Below are 20,111 nucleotides of genomic sequence, written 5' to 3' on the forward strand. Positions count from 1 at the left end.
CCTTATCTGGAAGACTTGAAATTGAGATAAAGTGAGAGGAGTCCGTTGCTTTCGTGAGAGTAAGGGGTTCAGTGAAACGGCGATACTCCTGTGGAAGACCGTCCGAGCCTCCTCACTCACTTCGTTCCCTGCGGGGTCTCGGCCGCCCTTTCTACCACTGGAGTTCGCCGTTTCCTTCACCCCTTTGCTAATATGTAGATTAACGGACCCATGGCTGAATTCACTTAATTTCTTGCTTAAGGAAAAAATGATTTTAGATACTAAACCCCTTTACATATAAGGCTTTAGATTACTTTGATGCATATATGATTTAACCACAAATCATAAATAAGAAAACCTTACAATAGCTGCGGTTACGTTAATCTCAATAACGCCAAGGTGGGCTGTGGAACGGGTTGACTCCTCCGGTAGAAAGGGCGAGCGAGATCCCGCAGGAACGAAGTGACGAGGAAGCTGTAAAATAAACAAGGAAGTTCGACTAAGAGCGCTACATCCTGTAGCAACATCGAACGACCCCACGTCGTGTGGGGCCGGGGAAAGCAACCCGTTCCACAGCCCGCCGCACTGCACTATAGTAACGGAACCACTCTGCACTAGCTTATTCCAGATAACTGCCAGATAACTGAATAATAATCTGTTCTTATGAATTATTCTGTGTATTCTTAAATTGATTTTAAAGTTGAATACAGAATGGGATTAATTGTGAAAAAAACTATGTAAATCACGCATATGTAAGCATAAATCAGACATTTCTTTACATTCTATAAAGGGAGGAATAAGAATTTTAGACACTTCTTTACCTCTAATGCTTGTCACTTGTCGATTTTCATTATAGGATTAAATTGTTACATAGTTCTCGAAAAATGAAAGGAGATCATACATGTCACAGCAAATTGAACAACAATCGATTAACACAATCCGTACTCTATCTATTGATGCGGTTGAGAAAGCGAATTCAGGTCACCCAGGAATGCCAATGGGAGCTGCTCCTATGGCTTATGCCCTTTGGACTGAGTTCATGAACCACAATCCAAAAAACTCTGAATGGTTTAACCGCGACCGTTTTGTACTTTCTGCGGGTCACGGCTCTATGCTTTTATATAGCCTGTTACACCTTTCTGGTTACAACGTTTCAATGGACGACCTAAAGGAATTCCGTCAGTGGGGATCTAAAACACCAGGTCACCCTGAGTATGGCCATACAGATGGCGTTGAAGCTACAACAGGTCCATTAGGTCAAGGGATTGCCATGGCAGTCGGAATGGCAATGGCAGAAAGTCATTTAGCAGCAAAATTCAACCGCGACTCCTATAATGTCGTAGATCATTACACTTACTCTATCTGTGGAGATGGCGACCTTATGGAAGGGGTTTCTCAAGAAGCTGCATCTCTTGCAGGTCACCTAGGATTAGGGAAGTTAGTAGTTCTTTACGACTCTAACGATATTTCCCTTGATGGTGACTTACACCGTTCCTTCTCTGAAAGCGTAGAAGATCGCTTCAAAGCTTACGGGTGGGAAGTTATTTATGTTGAAGAAGGTACAGATGTAGATTCTATTCGTGAAGCTCTTAAACAAGCTCGCCAATCTACAGACAAGCCAACACTAATTGAAGTGAAAACGGTAATTGGACATGGTTCTCCTAATAAATCAGGAAAATCTGCTTCTCATGGTGCTCCTCTTGGAGAAGATGAAGTGAAGCTTACGAAAGAGTCTTACAAATGGGATCATGAACCATTCCATGTACCAGCTGATGTATATCAAGACTTTGAAACAAAAGTACAAACAAAAGGTGCTGAAGCTGAAACAAACTGGAACGATCTATTTAACCAGTACAAAGAAGCTTACCCTGAGCTTGCTAAAGAATTAGAACAAGCAATGAACAATGAACTACCAGAAGGTTGGGAAAATCAACTACCTACTTATACACCTGGAGAAGACAAGGTAGCTACACGCGCAGCTTCAGGAGATATGATTAATGCGCTATCAGAGTATGTACCAAGCTTCTTTGGTGGAAGTGCAGACCTAGCCGGCTCAAACAAGACTACAGTTAAAGGCGAAGAGGATTTCTCTCGCAATAACTATGCAGGTCGTAACATTTGGTTTGGTGTTCGTGAATTTGCTATGGCATGTGCACTAAATGGTATGGCACTTCATGGTGGCCTGAAAGTGTATGGCGGTACATTCTTTGTATTCAGTGACTACCTACGTCCAGCTGTACGTCTTTCTGCTCTTATGGGAGCTCCAGTAAACTATGTATTCACGCACGACTCTGTTGCTGTAGGTGAAGATGGTCCAACACACGAACCGATTGAACAGCTTCCATCTCTTCGTGCAATGCCAAACCTTTCTGTCATTCGTCCAGCAGACGGTAATGAAACAAATGCTGCATGGCGTTTAGCTCTAGAGTCAGACGATATTCCAACAGCACTTGTTCTTACACGTCAAGGACTTCCTACACTTGAAGGTACAAATTACGAAGGTGTGAAAAAAGGTGCTTATGTTGTAAGTCCTGCAAATAAAGGGGAAGCGGACGCATTGCTTCTTGCTTCAGGTTCTGAAGTACAATTAGCTGTTAGCGCCCAAGAAACTTTACGTGAAAAAGGCATCGAAACAAGCGTTGTATCTATGCCTTCATGGGATCGCTTCGATAAGCAAGATAAGAGCTATAAAGAAGAAGTACTTCCGAGCAGTGTAACCAAGCGTCTTGCAATTGAAATGGCTTCTCCATTTGGTTGGGAGCGTTACACAGGTATGGACGGAGATGTGCTAGGTATTGATACATTTGGTGCATCTGCTCCTGGTGACAAAGTTATCGAAGAATACGGGTTTACCGTTGAAAATGTCGTTCAAAAAGTCGAAAACCTTTTAAAATAATTAAATAAAATTATTTTTTTTAGGCTGTCCTAGTTGTCAGGACAGCCTAAATATTTTTCGACAAAACTTTCGTGTGATAAATGACGTGTTTTGACATATTATTTTATATGCATAGCTTACAATGTCTTTAAAGGAGGGACAGGCTATGCATACCTATTCGCTTTATTGGATTAAGGAAGAGTTTTCGTACCATTACTTTCACAAAACGAATATCTTGTTTCACTTCTTGCGGGAGTGGAAATACAACCCAGGGAGTGAGCAACTGTCACTTCAATATCAGTATGTGGCACAGCCAATACCACTAGAAGTGCTTATGCATCATGTCACAAATCATTTAAGAAAGCCTGTAGAACTTCAATTCAATGATGATGAAATGAGTTTTACGATATATGAAAAAGGGCGAGCAGTTAAGCTGTTACAACGTGATCATAGAGAAGTGGAAATACAAGCAGAAAACCTTCATATAGCAGAATGTTTGTTGTTTGACACATTACGTAAAGTGGACCATTCCTTCTTCATTATGAATCAGGATTGTCAGCAATATGGATGGATTGCTCCAATTAAAAAAGAAGTGATTCTTTAAGCATCCTATTGTATTCTCTCTTTCGTTTTACTATAATGTTTGAGAGACAACATGAAGGAGGAAATTTGTACGATGAGTATAACTTGGGTTATTGTAATCGCTGTATTAACCCTACTTGCTGGCGTAGCACTTGGTTTCTTTATTGCCAGAAAGTATATGATGAACTATCTGAAGAAAAACCCACCAATTAACGAACAAATGTTACGAACACTAATGATGCAGATGGGTCAAAAGCCATCTCAGAAGAAAATCAATCAAATGATGCGTGCGATGAACAATCAACAACAGCAGAAATAACGTCATGAGACGCTAAAAGCCTTTCTTCCATAGAAGAAAGGCTTTATTATGTTGAAGGTATTCGGAAGAGAGAAATCTTTATGAGCAGATGTTTACGTGTTAATAATCTACACAAAGTTGTCATAACTATTTGCTTTGAGCAGATAGATATCGTTACTCATTTTCTTTACAATAGAATATAGTGTGAACATATGTTATAAAGGGGCGTTACCATGTCTGATATTAATATTTTCATTGCATTTGGTGCGGGGTTTTTATCATTTATATCACCATGTGTGTTACCTCTGTACCCAGCGTTTTTATCTTACATAACGGGTATGAGTGTAAATGAATTAAAATCCGATAATGCAATGCTAAACAAAAGAAGTATATTGCATACGATTTTATTTCTCTTAGGTTTTACAACGATTTTTGTATTTCTTGGATTCTCTACTACTGCAATAGGAGATGTATTTTATAAATATAAAGACTTAATTCGCCAATTAGGTGCTATATTAATTATCTTTTTTGGTTTTGTGATTATAGGGGTCTTTAATTTTGATTTCTTAATGAAAGATCGAAAAATAACATTTAAAAATCGTCCTGGAGGGTTCTTGGGGTCTTTTGTTATTGGTATGGCTTTTTCAATGGGATGGACACCATGTACAGGACCTATTTTAGCGGCAGTGTTTGGGCTTGCCGCAACAAATCCAGACAGTGGAATGCTTTACTTGATGGCTTATTCCTTAGGATTTTCTGTTCCGTTTTTAATTTTATCTTTCTTTATTGGAAAACTAAATTGGATCAAGCGTCACAGCGCCAAATTGGTGAAAATAGGCGGCTATGTTATGATTGGAATGGGAATTTTCTTATTCTTTGACTTAATGACGAAGTTGACTTCTTGGCTTTCAGACATTTTTGGTTTCACAGGATTTTAATCCATAATGGATTCTGTAAGTCATTTGTATTATGATTAAGGTATGCTTGAAAAAGGAGTAGAATCAATGAGAACAAACGATGTTATACTGCGAACCACTACGACATTGATTGCCTTTATCTTATTAGCATTTTCCGTGTACTTATTTTTAGCAGGTCACAATGCTCCAGGTGGAGGGTTTATTGGTGGTCTAATGACTGCTGCTGCTATCATTTTAATGTATATGACATACGGCATTGAATCGATCAGGAAGATTATTCCAGTTAATTTTCGAAGTATCGTTCCTGTTGGACTTCTCATTGCTGTTTTAAGTGGAGCGGGATCCTTCCTTTTCGGAGAACCGTTTTTAAGCCAAACGTTCGCTCACTTACACCATGTACCGATCTTTGGTGAGATGGAGCTTGCTACGGCTATGCTATTTGATTTAGGTGTATATGTGACAGTAGTTGGAATCACATTAACCATTATATTAACGATTGCAAATGATCAATAAACGGTTCATGTTGAGTAAGGGGGGGGGATGAATCTATGGCCAACATATTGATTGTTGATGATGCGAAATTCATGCGAATGACGCTCTCGAACATTTTAGCAAATGGTGGGCATGAGGTAGTAGGTGAGGCTGAAAATGGTGAACAAGCCGTGGGAATGTATAACGACTTGCTCCCAGATCTCGTAACAATGGACATTACGATGCCAGAAATGAATGGACTAGAAGCATTGAAAGCAATACTAGAAAAGAATCCAACTGCAACCATAATTATGTGTTCAGCTATGGGGCAGCAAAAAATGGTGGTAGAAGCCATTGAGATGGGTGCGAAGGACTTTATTGTCAAACCATTCGATGAAAGTCGAGTGCTTGAAGCGATTGATCGAGTACTTCGATAACACCTTTACATAAAGTGTTTTTCTAAGAAGAGAGTTGATAGTATGTGGGTACTTGTAAGTACGATAGGAGCCGCTATTATGGCGACGATGATGATCTTCATTCGTCTACGTGCTGCTCGTAAACCTGCTTCAGTTAAGAAGATTATACTCCCGCCATTATTTATGAGTACTGGGGCTTTCATGTTCCTTTTTGAACCTTTTCAAGTCTCATGGTCGCAAGTACTCGAAGCGATGTCGGTAGGAGTAGTCTTTTCAATATTACTAATTAAGACATCAAATTTTGAGGTTCGGGGCAAACAGATTTATTTAAAGCCTTCCAAGGCCTTTGGAGCCATTTTAATTGGGTTATTACTATTACGCATTGTTTTAAAACTAATCGTAGGACAAAGTGTCTCATTTGGCGAAACAAGCGGGATGTTTTTCCTCCTTGCACTAGGGATGATCCTTTCTTGGCGTATTACTATGCTTATTAAGTTTAAAAGGCTAGAAGAAGATTTGAAAAGTTCTAAGTCCATTAAAGAATTTGCTACTCAAGAATAAAAAATCCTACCACAAGGTGGTAGGATTTTGTTTATTCTCTAGTTACAGAATTTGTGCCTTGTGTATAATTTTTTAATGAGAGCGGGGCAACATCCAGCTCCAGCGCCCAGCAACGAATGGACTTCCCTCGCCTCCGTACGATAAGTCAACATCGATTCGCTTCATTCCCAAAGAGTTTCCTTTATCATACTACGGGCTCAGTCCCTTCGTTGCTAAACGGGCGCATCCGCTTTTGTGCTTATTGATCAAATAATGGTTGATAAGGCTTTAAATCAATATTTTTTTCATCAAGTGTCTGTTTTAAGAATTTATGGTCACGTTTTGGTGTTGCGATGATGTAGCCTTCAATAATAATGTCCTGTGTTATCGTTTTTTTCTTTTTTTCTAGAGCAAGCTCTCCAATTTTTCCAGCGATTTTTTGACGGGCAATATCTCGGAACAGTTCAGGAACAGGTGATACAAGCTCTTCAAGAAAAGCTTTTTCTTCTTTTCCCCACATGTTCTTCGTTTTTTCGATGTAATATTCTTCCCAGTCAATAATCGACTTGCCGTCTTCTTTAGGAAGGCGCTTTAAAAATTTGCGGAACATAAAATATCCACCAATTGCTAAAAGTCCGACCATGATTAGTGTCCAGCCGACTATGAAGATGGAAAATGCAGTGTTCATAACATCACCTTTTTCAATATATCAACATTACTGTTAGAATAGCATAGAATGCTCTTTCGGTCTATGTATGGCGGGACTGTGTGGGAATCGAACCCACCAGAGACGGCACGCGCCTCTCAAACGGTTTTGAAGACCGCGGGGGACACCAGTACCCCATCCAGCCCCATAGAATCGACATGAATATTATAAATTCTTTTTCATATAATGACAAGGAAAGGTGAATAAAACTGCATTTTTACATGTTTTTTAATCTTTTTCACGATTTTTTGATGCCTTTTCTTGAAGAAAGTTAATTTTGTGGGATAAAATGTTAGTATGTGTTGCATAGGTGAGGGGGTGGCAAGGATGGAAGATAAATCTAAACGACCTAGCAATAGCAACTTAAAATATGAATCTATAAATCAAGAAGATTATATCGGATCCATCCATACGCTGGGAGAAATGCCTGGTGTATTTCATGATTGGATTGACCAATACGGGTTTGACTTCATCTGTGTATGTGACACAAGAGGAAACATCCTTTATGCATCTTCTTCCGCCAAACGACTTCTCGGATATGAACCAGACGATCTTACTGGAGAGAGATCTATTGATTTTTGTTCTCCTCAAGATCGGGAGAAGTTAATCAGTACATTTATGAATCAAAATAATAAAGCAACCACTTTTGATCTGCAGATAAGACAAAAAAGCGGAAAGTACATTTGGGTAGAGACAATTGCTTCTCATGTAGAAGACCCAAATACAAAAAATGATGTTATTTTGGCGATTACTCGGGATATATCTGATAAAAAAGAAGCGGAAGAGATGATGATTCGATCTGAAAAAATGTCTGTTGCAGGGCAACTAGCAGCAGGTATTGCACATGAAATTCGAAATCCATTAACGTCCTTAAAAGGATTCTTACAGCTCATACAAGCTGGAATTGATGGAAAAGAAGAATATTATACGATTATGAACGAGGAAATTGAAAAAATCGAAACCATAACATCAGAGCTTCTATTTATTTCGAAACCTATGACAAATGATCGTAGAAAAGAATCTATTATTACGATGTTACAGGATGTTTGTACCTTATTACGCTCCCAAGCGAAATTACATAATATTGATCTGGTACTGAACTATGAGGAAAATGAAGTGATCGATTGTGACCGTTCTCAAATTAAACAGGTTTTTATTAACTTAATTAAAAACGCTGTGGAAGTTATGGAGGATGGTGGTCGTATAACAGTTGACGTAGAGTCTGATGAAGACAATGTGTGGGTCGATGTAGCTGATGAAGGCCCAGGGATTCCAAAGCACCTTGTCGATAAAATTAAAGAGCCATTCTTCACCACAAAAAAGAATGGGACAGGGCTGGGCTTAATGATCACGAACCAAATCCTTGAAAAGCATGAAGGTGGTTTAAATGTCTATGATAACGAACCAACAGGCAGTGTTTTTCGAGTCCAATTGCCTAGAGAAGTCTCAAAGGCTAATTAGCACACTTTAATGGTTTTATATGATGTAGAACCATATATGAAATCCTACCTCTATTGAAAAGGTAGGATTTTTTACATGACAAGAAAAATGGTATATGTTCATAGAAACAAAAAAGGAGGGTCCCAATGTTATCCTATCAACAAAGAGAAATGATTGTAGAATATGTATTTGATCAGTTTATGATTACATATCCTGAGTTATCTGTGATGTATGATGAAGAGAGACTAGCACATATCAAAAAAGACACGTATCACCATTTAGATCATTTGGAATCAGCCATTTCTGCTGGAATGAAGTCGATTTATTTCGATTACATTCAATGGACCGATAGAGTTCTCACATCTAGAGGTATTGGTACTGAACTTTTAGTAGATTGTTTAAAATGGATGGAAAAAGGTATTACTCTTGAAAAAGATATAGAAAATCTCTATCAATATCAAAGCATGTTAAAAGAGTCTATTTCTTATTTAAAGGAAAGAACAACTGGATAGAAGGAAGGTCGTTCATTTATGGATCAGAAATACTTTACAATCGGTATGGCAGGGCATATTGATCATGGTAAAACATCATTAACAAAAGCCTTAACGAAAATTGATACAGATCGGCTAAAAGAAGAAAAGGAACGAAGTATATCAATTGAGTTAGGGTTTGCGCCTTTAAAGCTACCAAATAGCACGTTAAATGTATCGATAGTAGACGTACCTGGTCATGAAAAGTTTATTCGACAAATGATTGCTGGTGTAGCTGGGATTGATTTGGTACTTGTTACAGTTGCTGCTGACGAAGGTGTGATGCCACAAACGAAAGAACATATGGACATATTAAACTTATTAGAAGTTCATCAAGCCATTATCGTGATAACCAAAATAGATCGAGTAGATGAAGAAATGTTGGAATTGGTGAAAGATGATATTGATCACCACATTCAAAAAACGTCTTTTGCAACTGCACCTATCGTACAAGTAGATAGTATCTCTGAAAAAGGACTAGATGAGCTTAAAATTCATATCGAAGAGTTTTTACTAAGCTTACAACCTAGAAATGAAAGTGGAGCATTTAGATTGCCAATTGATCAGGTTTTTACTGTAAAAGGACAAGGTACTGTTATTCGTGGGACCGTCTATGATGGTACTGTAGAAGAGGAAGAAACATTAAAAGTGCTTCCATTAGGGCATGCATGTCGAGCCAGACAAATTCAAGTACATAATAGAGAAGTAATAAAAGCTCGTGCTGGACAGCGGACAGCAATTAACTTGGGTGGAGTTGAAAATGATGAGCTTAAAAGGGGAGATGTACTCGTCCGAGATGATACCTATCCAGTAACAAACACGATTGATGTGACACTTCATTTTATTGGAAACTTATCTTCTTCACTAAAACAACGTGGCCAAGTTAAACTACACATAGGGACGAGCGAGGTTATGGGGCGTATCGTATTTTTTGATCGTAACGAGATTATCCATAATCCAGGAGAGATCGTATGCCAGATTCGTTTGGAAGAACCGATCGTTACTCAACGAGGAGACCGGTTTATTATTAGAAGACCAAGTCCTGTAGAGACAATTGGTGGAGGGTGGATACTGGATCCTCACGGAGAAAAGTACAGATTCGGACAAGAGACCATCTCCATGCTCGAAAAGAAACGGGAAGGCACACCAGAAGAAAGAATAGAAGATGTTCTAGAAGAAGCACACTGGTTAACAATAGAGCAATTGAAGGATCAAACCGGTTTGCAGCATGATGAGTTAGAAGGATGTTTACAAGCTATGTTGGAAGATAACATTGTTTATTTTTCTCCTTATTATAGCCTGAAGCGGATCATGCAAAAGGTTGAATCAAATGTAACAACATATCTTCATCAGTTTCATGAGGAATTTCCGATGAGAAACGGAGCTAACAAGCCTGATGTTATGAATGTAGCTGGTGTTAATTCTAAATTATTTGATAGGTTATTAGAACAATGGGAGCAAGCACGGCTTATCCAGAAAGATGGTCGTTTTATAGCGCTTCATTCTTTTACCCCTCATATACCGCAAAAGTGGGAAAAGAGGATACAGAATGCGCTTGATTCCCTTAAACAGGATGGATTGAAGCCGAATCCATTTGAGGAATATTTGAATCAAGAAGGCGTTCCAAAAGATATAAATGATGAGCTAGAAGGATTCCTTATAGAGCAAAGTATAGTCGTTCGTTTAGATGACAAGCACCTGCTAGATTTAAAAGTGTTGGATCGTGCCATCGAGACCCTAAAAAATAACACAAATCAATCTTTCAGTTTGAAAGAAGCAAAAGATGTCTGGGGCGTATCAAGAAAATATTTAATACCACTTTTAGAAGTAATAGATGAAAAAGCAATAACAAAACGAGTAAATGACAAGAGAGAATGGCTCTAAAAGAAAGCCGCTTGGATAATTTCCAAGCGGCTTCTAATATTATTTGATTAATCAACATAAATAAGCTTGTCTTGCTTTTCAACTACTTTCCCAATAATCGTAGCCTCACGAATTTCCTCATTTTTTAGCTTTTGAATATATTGTTTAGCTTCCTCTTCAGGCATTGAAACGAGTAAACCTCCTGAAGTAATCGCATCACAAAGAATCAATTGATCGATATCCGTTAAAGAGTCATCATAGATTACATCTTCTTTTAACCAGGTGTGATTTTTCTTTGATCCACCGGGGATGACACCATCTTTAGCAAGTTCCTTAGTACCAGGAAGTACTGGGATATCTTGATAATGAAAATGAAGAGACACATCACTTGCTCGGGCAATTTCACTACCGTGACCTAATAAACCAAAACCAGTTACGTCTGTTACTGCATGAACCTCAAAGTCATGAAGAGCTTCAGATGCTTTTTGGTTTAATTCGGACATAACAATAGACACGTCGTTGATTTGCCCCTTAGTGAGCTTCTCACGCTTAATTCCGGTAGTTTGGATGCCAACGCCTATTGGCTTTGTTAAAACCAGTACATCCCCTGTCTGTGCACCTGCATTTGTATATATACGTTCAGGGTGAACAAGCCCAGTAACAGATAAACCGAATTTAGGCTCTTGGTCATCGATAGAATGTCCACCGACAATAACCCCACCAGCTTCATGAACTTTATCCTGTGCACCTTGAAGAATTTGTCCTAACAATTCTGGGCCCAATTTTTTTATTGGGTAACCTACTATATTTAGTGCTGTTTTGACTTCTCCGCCCATAGCATACACATCACTGAGGGCATTTGCCGCTGATATTTGACCGAACATGTATGGGTCATCCACAATCGGTGTAAAATAATCAAGTGTTTGAATCATCGCTAACTCATCTGTTAATCGATATACACCAGCATCATCAGAGGTGTCGTGACCTACTAATAAATTGGAGTCTTGTTTACTATTTTCTACGTGACGCAAAACTTGCGTCAGGTCATCAGGACCTAATTTGCATCCTCAACCAGCTTTTGTAGACAATGTTGTTAGACGGATTTTTTCTTCTTGTGTCATGGTTCAGCACCTCCTTCTCTCTAGTCTAGTGTACAAAAAATTTCTATATACATGAAGTATGTTATTTTGCAAAAAGAAGAAATGTTCAATACAATAAATTATATATAGTTAATAAGGAGGATGTTGTATGACGTATAAGGTATCCATAGAATTCTGCATGAAGTGAAACTATGCACCTAAAGCTGCGAGTTTCGCAGAAAACATGTTTTCGCATTTCCGTCATGACATTGAAGAATTAACCTTAGTTCCAAGTAGCGGAGGGGCTTTTGAGGTTACTGTTAATGGAGAGAAGATTTACTCTAAGCTCGATACAGGTGAATTTCCGAATGAGAAAGAACTTTTCTCTAAAATGAGTACTTAACGAAGGGTAACCGATGCATATCCGGAAAAGGGTATGCATTTTTTTATACTAGACAGATCAAGAAAGGAGGAAAAACATGCAAAAGTTTTTAAGAAATATCCCACCAATACATGAGTTGCAAAATCATATAAAAGTAAGACAAATACAAGAAAAATTTTACGTAAATAACAATCAACTAACATCCTTTTTACAACAAGAAACAAACGCTCTTCGAAATGATATTTTAACTGGCCATTGGAAGCCTGAACATGAAAATGGGATAGAAGAAGAGATCCTCTCACGTGTTTATAGAACCATCCAACAATGGAATACACCAAATTTAAAGCGTGTTATAAATGCTACCGGTACGATATTACATACCAATTTAGGGCGTGCACGATTAAGTGAAGAAGCTGTGAAAAGAGTTGTGGAAGTCGCAAGTCACTATTCAAACTTAGAATATAATTTAGAACAGGGGACAAGAGGTTCAAGGCACGATATCGTTGAAGACTTGATTATGGAGTTAACGGGTGCTGAAGCGGCCATGGTTGTGAATAATAATGCTGCTGCAGTGTACATGATCTTAACAGCTTTCGCTAAAAATCAAAATGTGGTTGTATCAAGAGGAGAACTTGTTGAGATTGGTGGAAGTTTTCGCGTGTCATCGATCATGGAAGAGAGTGGGGCAGGACTAGTTGAAGTTGGTACCACGAATAAGACACATCTTTTTGATTATGAGAATGCAATTGATGAAGAGACCGCTATGCTAATGAAAGTACATACAAGTAATTTTAAAATTCTAGGCTTCACTCAGTCAGTGGATCGGGAGTCGTTAGTTCAACTCGCTCAAGAAAATGAGAAGCTGTATTATGAAGATTTAGGTAGTGGTGCGCTCCATGCTTTTCATGAAGAAGGTATAGGGGAAGAGCCAGTCGTTCGAAAAATTTTAAATGAGGGAGCTCACCTAGTTTCTTTTAGTGGTGATAAATTACTAGGGGGGCCACAGGCAGGTATCATTGCTGGGAAGAAATCATATATTGATCGCTTAAAAAAACATCAATTAGCTCGTGTACTTCGTGTAGATAAAATGACATTGGCAGCATTAGAGGGAACGTTTAAACAATATGCAAAGAGAGAAGAAAATCAGATACCTGTTATTCGTGACTTAAGAAAATCACAAGGAGATATTCAAGAACAAGCTCGACAGTTTATTGAACGTGTAGGAGAATTAGAACATTTTAAGTTAAGTGTCATCGATTCTGAAGCTCAAGTAGGAGGAGGCACAATGCCAGAAGTACTTATTCCTTCCGCAGGAGTTGCTTTAACAGAGAAATCTGTCAGTGCTGAAAAGATTGAACAAAAGCTTAGGAAGCATGAACCAAGTGTGATCACGCGATACTACAATGAACAGCTTTTCATCGATTTTCGAACACTGACAGAGGAAGAACAATCAGAATTGGTTTACATTGTTAAGTCGATTGACCAACAATTACAAATCGTGTGAAGAGTGTTTCTTTTGGCGTGAATGGTTACGATTTTTCACTTTATGCGATCCACTCAATTTTTCTCCATATCCTTGTTGAGGGCTTTTAGGAAGGTTAGGGCGCTCTTGCTGTTTTGGTCCTTTTGGTTTTCCGGACATTGTAATCCCTCCTTTCAATACTAGGTTTTGAAAGAATGTTGTGGTCTATACGCGCCAATGCATGGATTTCTACTCACTACATAAACTAGGTGCATCAACATGAAGGAGTGAGTAGAAATGCCACATCATAAAAATAAACAACAGGCATTCCAAGCTGCTCAACAAGGGTATGAGCAAGCTGAAAAAGCTAATAAACAACGTATTGAAGCCATTAATCGAGCGGACTATGGAAAAGAATTAGGTCACCTGACACAAGAGGTCAATGAAGCCTATCAACAAATCGATAAAGCACTAAGTGTTGCAAGTGAACACCAGGAAAAGCAGCTAAAGCAATACCAAGAAAAATTAAATCAAATTATGTCTGAGCTTGAAGAATAATTAAAAGAGTCCTTCCTCACAAAAAAATGGGAAGGACTTTTTTATTATTGATTTTTTTTGCGTTTCTTATTATTTTGTCGTTCTTCAGCTGTTAAAGGGATCTGAGGAGTTTCTTCGTTGTATCCGGCACCTTGCCCTTGACCTTTCGCTGCATTCATACCAGGTCTAATGTGGTTTGCTTTACGTTTGTTACCCATGATGATCACCTCCATATTTTCGTAGGATCACCTACGTATTTCACTCTTATTATGAGAAAATTGACACGAAATAATTTACTTATAAATCGTTTTCATATAAAATGTTAGTTGCGGATTTGGCTTTCAGTACATAAAGAAAGCGAATTATTGGGGTAGGAGAAGTCTTATATAGGGCTTTTCATGAAATTTAATTGAGGGGGTAAACAAACATGGCAGTGAATGATGCTTATAATGCAAAAAAGCAATTTGAACTGAATGGTAAAACGTACAACTATTACCAGCTAAAAGCTCTCGAAAACGCTGGATATGGAGATATTTCACGTCTTCCATATTCCATTCGTGTATTACTTGAATCTGTTCTTCGTCAGTATGATGGAGAGGTTATTCAAAAAGAGCATATTGAAAAACTTGCTAAATGGGGAAGCAAGGATTTTGAAAGCGTAGATGTTCCATTTAAACCATCTCGCGTTATCCTTCAAGACTTCACAGGTGTACCAGCAGTTGTAGATCTTGCGTCTTTACGTAAGGCAATGGTAGACATGGGTGGAAGTCCTGATGAAATCAATCCAGAGGTTCCGGTTGATCTTGTAATTGACCACTCTGTACAGGTTGACCAATACGGTACGCAGGATGCATTACGTGTAAATATGGAATTAGAATTTGAACGTAACAAAGAACGTTATGAATTCCTAAACTGGGCGAAGAAAGCTTTCGATAACTACGAAGCGGTACCGCCTGCAACTGGAATCGTTCACCAAGTTAACTTAGAGTACATTGCAAACGTTGTACATGCTAAAGAAAACGAACAAGGTGAATATGATACTTACCCAGATACTCTAGTTGGAACCGATTCCCACACGACTATGATCAATGGTCTTGGAATTCTTGGTTGGGGTGTAGGTGGAATTGAAGCTGAAGCAGGAATGCTTGGACAGCCTTCATACTTCCCAGCTCCAGAAGTAATTGGTGTAAAACTAACTGGAAGCTTACCACAAGGTACTACTGCAACCGACCTTGCGTTAAAAGTTACACAAAAGCTACGTGAGAAAAACGTTGTAGGTAAGTTTGTTGAATTCTTCGGTCCTGGGCTGAAAGATATGCCACTAGCTGACCGTGCTACAATCTCAAACATGGCACCTGAATACGGTGCAACTTGTGGCTTCTTCCCAGTAGATGAAGAATCCCTTGAATACTTACGTTTAACAGGTCGTAGCGAAGAGCATATCAAAGTAGTAGAACAATACTGTAAAGAGAATGATCTTTTCTACTCTCCTGATCAACCAGATCCACAATTTACGGATCTAGTGGAAATTAATCTTACTGAGCTTGAACCAAACCTATCTGGTCCAAAGCGTCCACAGGATTTAATTCCACTATCTAAAATGCAAGAATCTTTCAATCAAGCCTTAACTGCGCCTGAAGGAAACCAAGGCTTCGGTCTTTCTGAGAAAGAGAAAGAAAAAGAAGTAACGATTGAGCATCCGAATGGTAAGAAGTCTACAATGAAGACAGGTGCTGTTGCTATTGCAGCCATCACATCTTGTACGAACACTTCAAACCCACATGTTATGCTTGGTGCAGGCTTAGTTGCGAAAAAAGCGGTTGAAAAAGGTCTAGAAGTACCTGAATATGTTAAGACATCTCTAGCACCTGGTTCTAAAGTTGTTACACGCTACCTAGAGGATTCCGGTTTAATGGAACCACTTCAAACTCTAGGGTTTAACCTAGTTGGTTATGGTTGTACAACTTGTATCGGTAACTCCGGACCACTTGCTGAAGAAATTGAACAGGCAATTGCAGACAATGATCTAACAGTTTCTTCTGTTCTTTCCGGTAACCGTAACTTTGAAGGACGCATTCACCCACTTGTGAAAGCGAACTACCTTGCTTCACCACCGCTTGTTGTGGCTTATGCACTAGCTGGTTCAGTAGATGTTGACCTTCGTAATGAACCAATCGGTCAAGACAAAGATGGTAATGATGTATTCTTTGATGACATCTGGCCTACAATGGATGAAATTAAAACGGAAATTGATCGCAGTGTAAACCCTGAGATCTTCCGTAAAGAATACGAAAATGTTTTCGATTCCAACGAAAAATGGAATGAAATTAATACAACGGATCAGCCTCTATATGACTGGGATGAGAATTCTACTTACATTCAAAACCCACCATTCTTTGAAGGCTTATCAAAAGATCCATCTGCTGTGAAGAGCTTAAACAACCTGAAAATGATCGGGAAGTTTGGCGACTCTGTAACAACAGACCACATCTCTCCAGCAGGTGCTATTGCAAAGGATATGCCAGCAGGTCAATACTTGCAGGAAAAAGGCGTTTCTCCTCGTAACTTTAACTCTTATGGCTCCCGTCGCGGTAACCATGAGGTTATGATGCGTGGTACATTCGCTAATATCCGTATCCGTAACAAATTAGCTCCAGGAACTGAAGGTGGCTATACAACATACTGGCCAACTGGAGAAGTAATGCCGATTTACGATGCAGCGATGAAATACAAGCAAGACGGAACAGGTCTAATTGTAGTTGCAGGTAAAGACTATGGTATGGGAAGCTCCCGTGACTGGGCAGCAAAAGGAACTGACCTATTAGGTATTAAAACGGTTATTGCAGAGAGCTTTGAGCGTATCCACCGTTCTAACCTTGTAATGATGGGCGTACTTCCACTTCAGTTTAAAGAAGCCGACAGTGCAGATTCTCTTGGTCTAACTGGTAAAGAAACATTTAACATCGATATCGATGAAAATGTAAAACCACATGACCTTGTTAAGGTAACTGCTACTGACGAAGAAGGTAACAAAACTGAATTTGATGTCATCGCACGCTTCGATAGTAACGTTGAGATCGACTACTATCGTAACGGCGGAATCCTTCAAAAAGTACTTCGCGACAAACTTGCGACAAACTAATAAGGATTATTATGCAGCAGTCTCTAAACGAGGCTGTTGCATTTTTAATTTTAGAAATACTGTTAGGGAAATTGGTATAAACTTTGTTCAGTTATATGGCAGTAATCTGGAATAAGCTTCTGAGTGAGATGGTGGGTTCGTTGCGTTTGTGAGGCGTGGGGGTCATTGAAACGGCAATACTCCTGCGGAAGACCGTCCAAGCCTCCTCATCCGCTACGCTCCTTGCGGGGTCTTGGCCGCCCTTTCTACCGCGGGAGTTTGCCGTTTCCTTCCCCCCATTGGTATGTAGGTTAACGACCCCAGCTCTAATTAGTTGATCTTCCATAGAGCATCAGAAGTATTATATGGAGATCAGAAATGCTATAAACAAGCTTTATCTCAGGATTCAAATCTTCTTCAATCTAATTAAGGTGCAACTAACAAATCAAAACAGAAATACTTATTAGGCTGCGGTTCCGTTAACCTAAATACAGCTAAGGTGGGCTGGGAAACGGGCTGACTCCTCCGGAAAAACGGGCGAGCGAGACCCCGCAGGGAACGAAGTGAGTGAGGAGGCTCGATCGTTCGTCCGGGGAAAGCAGCCCGTTTCCCAGCCCGCCGCACTCCATTAAAGCAACGGAACCATACTCACCTTATCTCGAAATCAAGTCTTCCAGATAAGGGGGCTATAGAGGAATAACGATTTTTGATATAAATCAATGTTTATGTGACTATTATCCAACAATAAGAGCAATTGACTTTACAATAGAGGCGGCTTCAACGTACTATAAAACCATATCTTATCAGACATAGGAGAAAAGTTTATGCTTGATTTTAATCTGGGGCCATTTCTCATTCAAGGTTCATATATCATCCTTTTACTTAGTCTTACCTTTTCTTTACTAATAACATATGGTCTCTTATCGCATTACAAGTTGAATGATAAAAAGGTCATCTTAAGTGAATGGGTTCAATCTATTCTTATGATCATCATCATATGGAAGTTCAGCTATATTCTTTCTCATCCTATAGAGGGTATCCAAGATCCGCTGAGATTAATTTACTTTGATGGAGGAGCTGTAGGATGGATTGTGGGAGTTCTTGTAGCTTATATCTTTTATAGAAAAGCTCTTACCAAGCAGAGCATTCCATCTGAGTTTATTCAAAATACTTTTATATTTTCAGGCTTAATCTTGTTTGGGGCATTTCAAGTGCTGTACATATGGATGTATTCCCTTTACTGGGGAGACATAGTATTTGGAGTTTATTTTATTACTTTAGCTATTTTCTTTTTCTTCTCAAACAGATTCAAAAGTAACAAAAGTTCGATTCGTATTGGTCAGTGGGCTGTTGCTGGGTGGATTGGACATGATATCATAAATGGGAACATACATATGAATGATTGGACACTTTGGGGAGCATTCCTATTAGGAATCACTCTATTGGTCCTTGATTTTCGTCTAATTAAAGGAAGTGAACATAATGCTTAAACGAATAGCTGCTGCTACTGTACTACTTGTGCTTTTTGGGATGACCGTTTACACAGTGTTACAGAACCAAAATGATTCAAGTAACCCTTCATTAAATGAAGATCAAAACATTTCTTCTTCTGAAGGGACTGGTATGACACCACCAAATGCACCAGAAGGGTTAAAAGTTGGAGAAGCCATGCCAGATGTTGAACTAAAAACATTGGATGGAGAGACCGTTCAACTTTCTGATTTTAAAGGAGAAAAATTATTTTTAAACTTTTGGGCTACATGGTGCCCACCTTGTCGAGTTGAAATGCCAGAAATGCAGGAGTTTCATGAAAAATACGGAGATGATGTCAAAATCATTGCCATAAATGCGACTGGTACTGAAAAGGGAGTAGAAAAAGTAAAACAATTTGTAGAAGAAAATGGATACACATTTACGGTTTTGTTAGATCCAAAACTTAAAGCAAATACACAGTTTCGTGCTACAGCTTTACCAACAACTTATTTCATTGGTTCTGATGGTTTAATTCAAGCGCCTCGTAAGGTAGGTCCAATGACCAAATCCTTTATGGAAAAGAAAATGGACGAATTAAAATAATGATGTATATTTTCTGACAATTAAGTCAATCCTTGTTCTAAAAAGGATAAGGGGTTGATTTCCTTTGGTACGTAAACGCAAACCAACATTTGAAGAGCTTATTCAAATGAATAGAAAACAAATTGTAGAAGATAAAAAGCAAATGAGTAAAATTGAAGAAAAAATAGAAAAACGTATGAATGATTCCTTAAACAGATAGTCGTCTCGGCTATCTGTTTTTGTATATTTAAACCGATTCAGCATCAAAATAAACATGTACTCCTTAAACAAGAAAGGAGGGCATTCGTGATGAGTAATCCGAAACGCGATCCGTCACAATTCGCACCGAACCATAAAGGAACACAACCACGTAACATCCATTCAAATAAAGGCTCAAAAATGGAGATGGATTCTCCTGTAAAGCCGAAAGTCATTAAAACTAAAGGGAAAAAATAGGAGGAATTCATTCATGAGTCAACGCAAACAAAATCAACAATATGCAAATCCAGATGATCGTAGTGATAACGTTGAAAAGCTTCAAGAAATGGTTCAAAACACCATTCAAAATTTAGAGTCTGCCCATGATACTATGCAGTTTTCTGAAGGGGAAGCCAAACAACAGATTATAGACAAAAACAAACGTCGTGAAGAATCCATTAACGCTATGCGTAATGAAATTAAGGATGAAGCACGACATCAGCAAGATCAAAAAAAATAGCATGACTCAGAGCCCTGTCCAATGACAGGGCTCTTCCTTCGTTAATATAGTTCCTAGATGTCTAGCTCCAGCGCTCAGCAACGAATGGACTTCCCTCGCCTCCGTTCGATAAGTCAACACAAATTGTTTTGCAATTTGTG

Annotated in this window: 22 protein-coding genes, 1 tRNA gene and 1 pseudogene; 19 read left to right on the plus strand and 5 right to left on the minus strand. The window is 38.8% G+C overall.

Features of this window, described 5'->3' with window-relative positions; all coding sequences use genetic code 11:
• Positions 1-880: 880 nt before the first annotated feature.
• The 7 genes from tkt to GS400_RS09725 all read left to right on the plus strand — a co-directional run bounded on the left by tkt (position 881) and on the right by GS400_RS09725 (position 6,099).
• Positions 881-2,875 (plus strand): transketolase, encoded by a 1,995-nt coding sequence (gene tkt, locus GS400_RS09695; protein WP_160101249.1) that lies wholly within the window; start codon positions 881-883, stop codon positions 2,873-2,875.
• A 145-nt stretch (positions 2,876-3,020) separates the two neighbouring features.
• Positions 3,021-3,458 carry a sporulation inhibitor of replication protein SirA gene (gene sirA / locus GS400_RS09700; protein WP_160101251.1) on the plus strand — a complete coding sequence of 146 codons (438 nt, stop codon included), beginning with the start codon at positions 3,021-3,023 and terminating at the stop codon, positions 3,456-3,458.
• A gap of 72 nt (positions 3,459-3,530) precedes the next feature.
• Positions 3,531-3,755: a YneF family protein gene (locus GS400_RS09705; protein WP_160101253.1), complete on the plus strand. Its 225-nt coding sequence runs from the start codon at positions 3,531-3,533 to the stop codon at positions 3,753-3,755.
• A gap of 212 nt (positions 3,756-3,967) precedes the next feature.
• Positions 3,968-4,672: a cytochrome c biogenesis CcdA family protein gene (locus GS400_RS09710; protein WP_160101255.1), complete on the plus strand. Its 705-nt coding sequence runs from the start codon at positions 3,968-3,970 to the stop codon at positions 4,670-4,672.
• 66 nt (positions 4,673-4,738) lie between these two features.
• Complete coding sequence (locus GS400_RS09715) at positions 4,739-5,164, plus strand: Na(+)/H(+) antiporter subunit B (protein WP_160101257.1); 426 nt, start codon at positions 4,739-4,741, stop codon at positions 5,162-5,164.
• Between the two features lie 35 nt (positions 5,165-5,199).
• On the plus strand, positions 5,200-5,559 hold the full coding sequence (locus GS400_RS09720; RefSeq protein ID WP_160101259.1) for a response regulator: 360 nt from the start codon (positions 5,200-5,202) through the stop codon (positions 5,557-5,559).
• A gap of 42 nt (positions 5,560-5,601) precedes the next feature.
• Positions 5,602-6,099 (plus strand): CcdC family protein, encoded by a 498-nt coding sequence (locus GS400_RS09725; protein WP_160101261.1) that lies wholly within the window; start codon positions 5,602-5,604, stop codon positions 6,097-6,099.
• A gap of 238 nt (positions 6,100-6,337) precedes the next feature.
• Here GS400_RS09725 and GS400_RS09730 read toward each other — a convergent pair whose 3' ends face one another.
• Positions 6,338-6,766 (minus strand): DUF2621 domain-containing protein, encoded by a 429-nt coding sequence (locus GS400_RS09730; protein ID WP_160101263.1) that lies wholly within the window; start codon positions 6,764-6,766, stop codon positions 6,338-6,340.
• A gap of 68 nt (positions 6,767-6,834) precedes the next feature.
• Positions 6,835-6,931: transfer RNA gene (locus GS400_RS09735), tRNA-Sec, on the minus strand.
• Positions 6,932-7,111: 180 nt separating this feature from the next.
• Between GS400_RS09735 and GS400_RS09740 the strand changes: the two genes are divergently transcribed.
• The 3 genes from GS400_RS09740 to selB all read left to right on the plus strand — a co-directional run bounded on the left by GS400_RS09740 (position 7,112) and on the right by selB (position 10,638).
• Complete coding sequence (locus tag GS400_RS09740) at positions 7,112-8,245, plus strand: ATP-binding protein (protein ID WP_236561213.1); 1,134 nt, start codon at positions 7,112-7,114, stop codon at positions 8,243-8,245.
• A gap of 125 nt (positions 8,246-8,370) precedes the next feature.
• Entirely contained in the window at positions 8,371-8,736 is a 366-nt protein-coding gene (locus GS400_RS09745; RefSeq protein WP_160101265.1) for a hypothetical protein, read from the plus strand.
• Positions 8,737-8,754: 18 nt separating this feature from the next.
• Positions 8,755-10,638 carry a selenocysteine-specific translation elongation factor gene (selB, locus tag GS400_RS09750; RefSeq protein ID WP_160101267.1) on the plus strand — a complete coding sequence of 628 codons (1,884 nt, stop codon included), beginning with the start codon at positions 8,755-8,757 and terminating at the stop codon, positions 10,636-10,638.
• A gap of 47 nt (positions 10,639-10,685) precedes the next feature.
• Here the strand turns inward: selB and selD are convergent, their stop codons facing one another.
• Complete coding sequence (gene selD / locus GS400_RS09755; RefSeq protein ID WP_160101269.1) at positions 10,686-11,738, minus strand: selenide, water dikinase SelD; 1,053 nt, start codon at positions 11,736-11,738, stop codon at positions 10,686-10,688.
• A 178-nt stretch (positions 11,739-11,916) separates the two neighbouring features.
• Between selD and GS400_RS09760 the strand changes: the two are divergent.
• Both GS400_RS09760 and selA read left to right on the plus strand, forming a co-directional pair.
• Positions 11,917-12,099: pseudogene (locus tag GS400_RS09760) on the plus strand (Rdx family protein); the annotation flags it as partial.
• Positions 12,100-12,175: 76 nt separating this feature from the next.
• Positions 12,176-13,582 (plus strand): L-seryl-tRNA(Sec) selenium transferase, encoded by a 1,407-nt coding sequence (gene selA / locus GS400_RS09765; RefSeq protein WP_160101273.1) that lies wholly within the window; start codon positions 12,176-12,178, stop codon positions 13,580-13,582.
• Here the strand turns inward: selA and GS400_RS09770 are convergent.
• Positions 13,568-13,720 carry a small acid-soluble spore protein P gene (locus GS400_RS09770; protein WP_027447310.1) on the minus strand — a complete coding sequence of 51 codons (153 nt, stop codon included), beginning with the start codon at positions 13,718-13,720 and terminating at the stop codon, positions 13,568-13,570. The two genes, selA and GS400_RS09770, sit on opposite strands and share 15 nt — an antisense overlap.
• Before the next feature lie 117 nt (positions 13,721-13,837).
• Here GS400_RS09770 and GS400_RS09775 point away from each other — a divergent pair, with 117 nt between their 5' ends.
• Positions 13,838-14,098 (plus strand): hypothetical protein, encoded by a 261-nt coding sequence (locus GS400_RS09775; RefSeq protein ID WP_160101275.1) that lies wholly within the window; start codon positions 13,838-13,840, stop codon positions 14,096-14,098.
• A gap of 44 nt (positions 14,099-14,142) precedes the next feature.
• Here the strand turns inward: GS400_RS09775 and sspO are convergent, their stop codons facing one another.
• A complete protein-coding gene (sspO, locus tag GS400_RS09780) occupies positions 14,143-14,295 on the minus strand; it encodes a small acid-soluble spore protein SspO (RefSeq protein ID WP_160101277.1) in 153 nt (50 codons plus the stop codon).
• 209 nt (positions 14,296-14,504) lie between these two features.
• On the opposite strand from sspO, the gene acnA reads away from it, so the two are divergent.
• The 6 genes from acnA (at position 14,505) to tlp (ending at position 19,971) form a co-directional block, all read left to right on the plus strand.
• Entirely contained in the window at positions 14,505-17,219 is a 2,715-nt protein-coding gene (gene acnA, locus GS400_RS09785; RefSeq protein WP_160101279.1) for an aconitate hydratase AcnA, read from the plus strand.
• Positions 17,220-18,022: 803 nt separating this feature from the next.
• Positions 18,023-18,688 carry a hypothetical protein gene (locus GS400_RS09790; protein WP_160101281.1) on the plus strand — a complete coding sequence of 222 codons (666 nt, stop codon included), beginning with the start codon at positions 18,023-18,025 and terminating at the stop codon, positions 18,686-18,688.
• The gene (locus tag GS400_RS09795) at positions 18,681-19,274 is read left to right on the plus strand and encodes a TlpA family protein disulfide reductase (RefSeq protein WP_160101283.1); all 594 of its coding nucleotides are present in this window, start codon (positions 18,681-18,683) and stop codon (positions 19,272-19,274) included. The genes GS400_RS09790 and GS400_RS09795 overlap by 8 nt, the downstream gene beginning before the upstream one ends.
• A gap of 64 nt (positions 19,275-19,338) precedes the next feature.
• A complete protein-coding gene (locus tag GS400_RS09800) occupies positions 19,339-19,473 on the plus strand; it encodes an FbpB family small basic protein (protein WP_081673048.1) in 135 nt (44 codons plus the stop codon).
• A gap of 89 nt (positions 19,474-19,562) precedes the next feature.
• Positions 19,563-19,709, plus strand: a complete 147-nt coding sequence (gene sspN / locus GS400_RS09805; RefSeq protein ID WP_160101285.1) for a small acid-soluble spore protein N — start codon at positions 19,563-19,565, stop codon at positions 19,707-19,709.
• Positions 19,710-19,722: 13 nt separating this feature from the next.
• The gene (gene tlp / locus GS400_RS09810) at positions 19,723-19,971 is read left to right on the plus strand and encodes a small acid-soluble spore protein Tlp (RefSeq protein WP_160101287.1); all 249 of its coding nucleotides are present in this window, start codon (positions 19,723-19,725) and stop codon (positions 19,969-19,971) included.
• The last annotated feature ends 140 nt before the right edge of the window (positions 19,972-20,111 follow it).

Source organism: Pontibacillus sp. HMF3514, assembly GCF_009858175.1.
Taxonomy (GTDB): Bacteria; Bacillota; Bacilli; order Bacillales; family BH030062; genus Pontibacillus.

What these genes read in the sequence shown, in the direction of transcription:
- sirA (WP_160101251.1), top strand. Translation starts at nt 3,021, where the DNA reads ATGCATACCTATTCGCTTTATTGGATTAAGGAAGAGTTTTCGTACCAT.
- GS400_RS09770 (WP_027447310.1), bottom strand. Translation starts at nt 13,720, where the DNA reads ATGTCCGGAAAACCAAAAGGACCAAAACAGCAAGAGCGCCCTAACCTT.
- GS400_RS09725 (WP_160101261.1), top strand. Translation starts at nt 5,602, where the DNA reads ATGTGGGTACTTGTAAGTACGATAGGAGCCGCTATTATGGCGACGATG.
- GS400_RS09790 (WP_160101281.1), top strand. Translation starts at nt 18,023, where the DNA reads ATGCTTGATTTTAATCTGGGGCCATTTCTCATTCAAGGTTCATATATC.
- GS400_RS09705 (WP_160101253.1), top strand. Translation starts at nt 3,531, where the DNA reads ATGAGTATAACTTGGGTTATTGTAATCGCTGTATTAACCCTACTTGCT.
- GS400_RS09720 (WP_160101259.1), top strand. Translation starts at nt 5,200, where the DNA reads ATGGCCAACATATTGATTGTTGATGATGCGAAATTCATGCGAATGACG.
- sspO (WP_160101277.1), bottom strand. Translation starts at nt 14,295, where the DNA reads ATGGGTAACAAACGTAAAGCAAACCACATTAGACCTGGTATGAATGCA.
- GS400_RS09795 (WP_160101283.1), top strand. Translation starts at nt 18,681, where the DNA reads ATGCTTAAACGAATAGCTGCTGCTACTGTACTACTTGTGCTTTTTGGG.
- GS400_RS09745 (WP_160101265.1), top strand. Translation starts at nt 8,371, where the DNA reads ATGTTATCCTATCAACAAAGAGAAATGATTGTAGAATATGTATTTGAT.
- GS400_RS09775 (WP_160101275.1), top strand. Translation starts at nt 13,838, where the DNA reads ATGCCACATCATAAAAATAAACAACAGGCATTCCAAGCTGCTCAACAA.
- selA (WP_160101273.1), top strand. Translation starts at nt 12,176, where the DNA reads ATGCAAAAGTTTTTAAGAAATATCCCACCAATACATGAGTTGCAAAAT.
- GS400_RS09740 (WP_236561213.1), top strand. Translation starts at nt 7,112, where the DNA reads ATGGAAGATAAATCTAAACGACCTAGCAATAGCAACTTAAAATATGAA.
- tkt (WP_160101249.1), top strand. Translation starts at nt 881, where the DNA reads ATGTCACAGCAAATTGAACAACAATCGATTAACACAATCCGTACTCTA.
- sspN (WP_160101285.1), top strand. Translation starts at nt 19,563, where the DNA reads ATGAGTAATCCGAAACGCGATCCGTCACAATTCGCACCGAACCATAAA.
- GS400_RS09715 (WP_160101257.1), top strand. Translation starts at nt 4,739, where the DNA reads ATGAGAACAAACGATGTTATACTGCGAACCACTACGACATTGATTGCC.
- GS400_RS09710 (WP_160101255.1), top strand. Translation starts at nt 3,968, where the DNA reads ATGTCTGATATTAATATTTTCATTGCATTTGGTGCGGGGTTTTTATCA.
- tlp (WP_160101287.1), top strand. Translation starts at nt 19,723, where the DNA reads ATGAGTCAACGCAAACAAAATCAACAATATGCAAATCCAGATGATCGT.
- acnA (WP_160101279.1), top strand. Translation starts at nt 14,505, where the DNA reads ATGGCAGTGAATGATGCTTATAATGCAAAAAAGCAATTTGAACTGAAT.
- GS400_RS09730 (WP_160101263.1), bottom strand. Translation starts at nt 6,766, where the DNA reads ATGAACACTGCATTTTCCATCTTCATAGTCGGCTGGACACTAATCATG.
- selB (WP_160101267.1), top strand. Translation starts at nt 8,755, where the DNA reads ATGGATCAGAAATACTTTACAATCGGTATGGCAGGGCATATTGATCAT.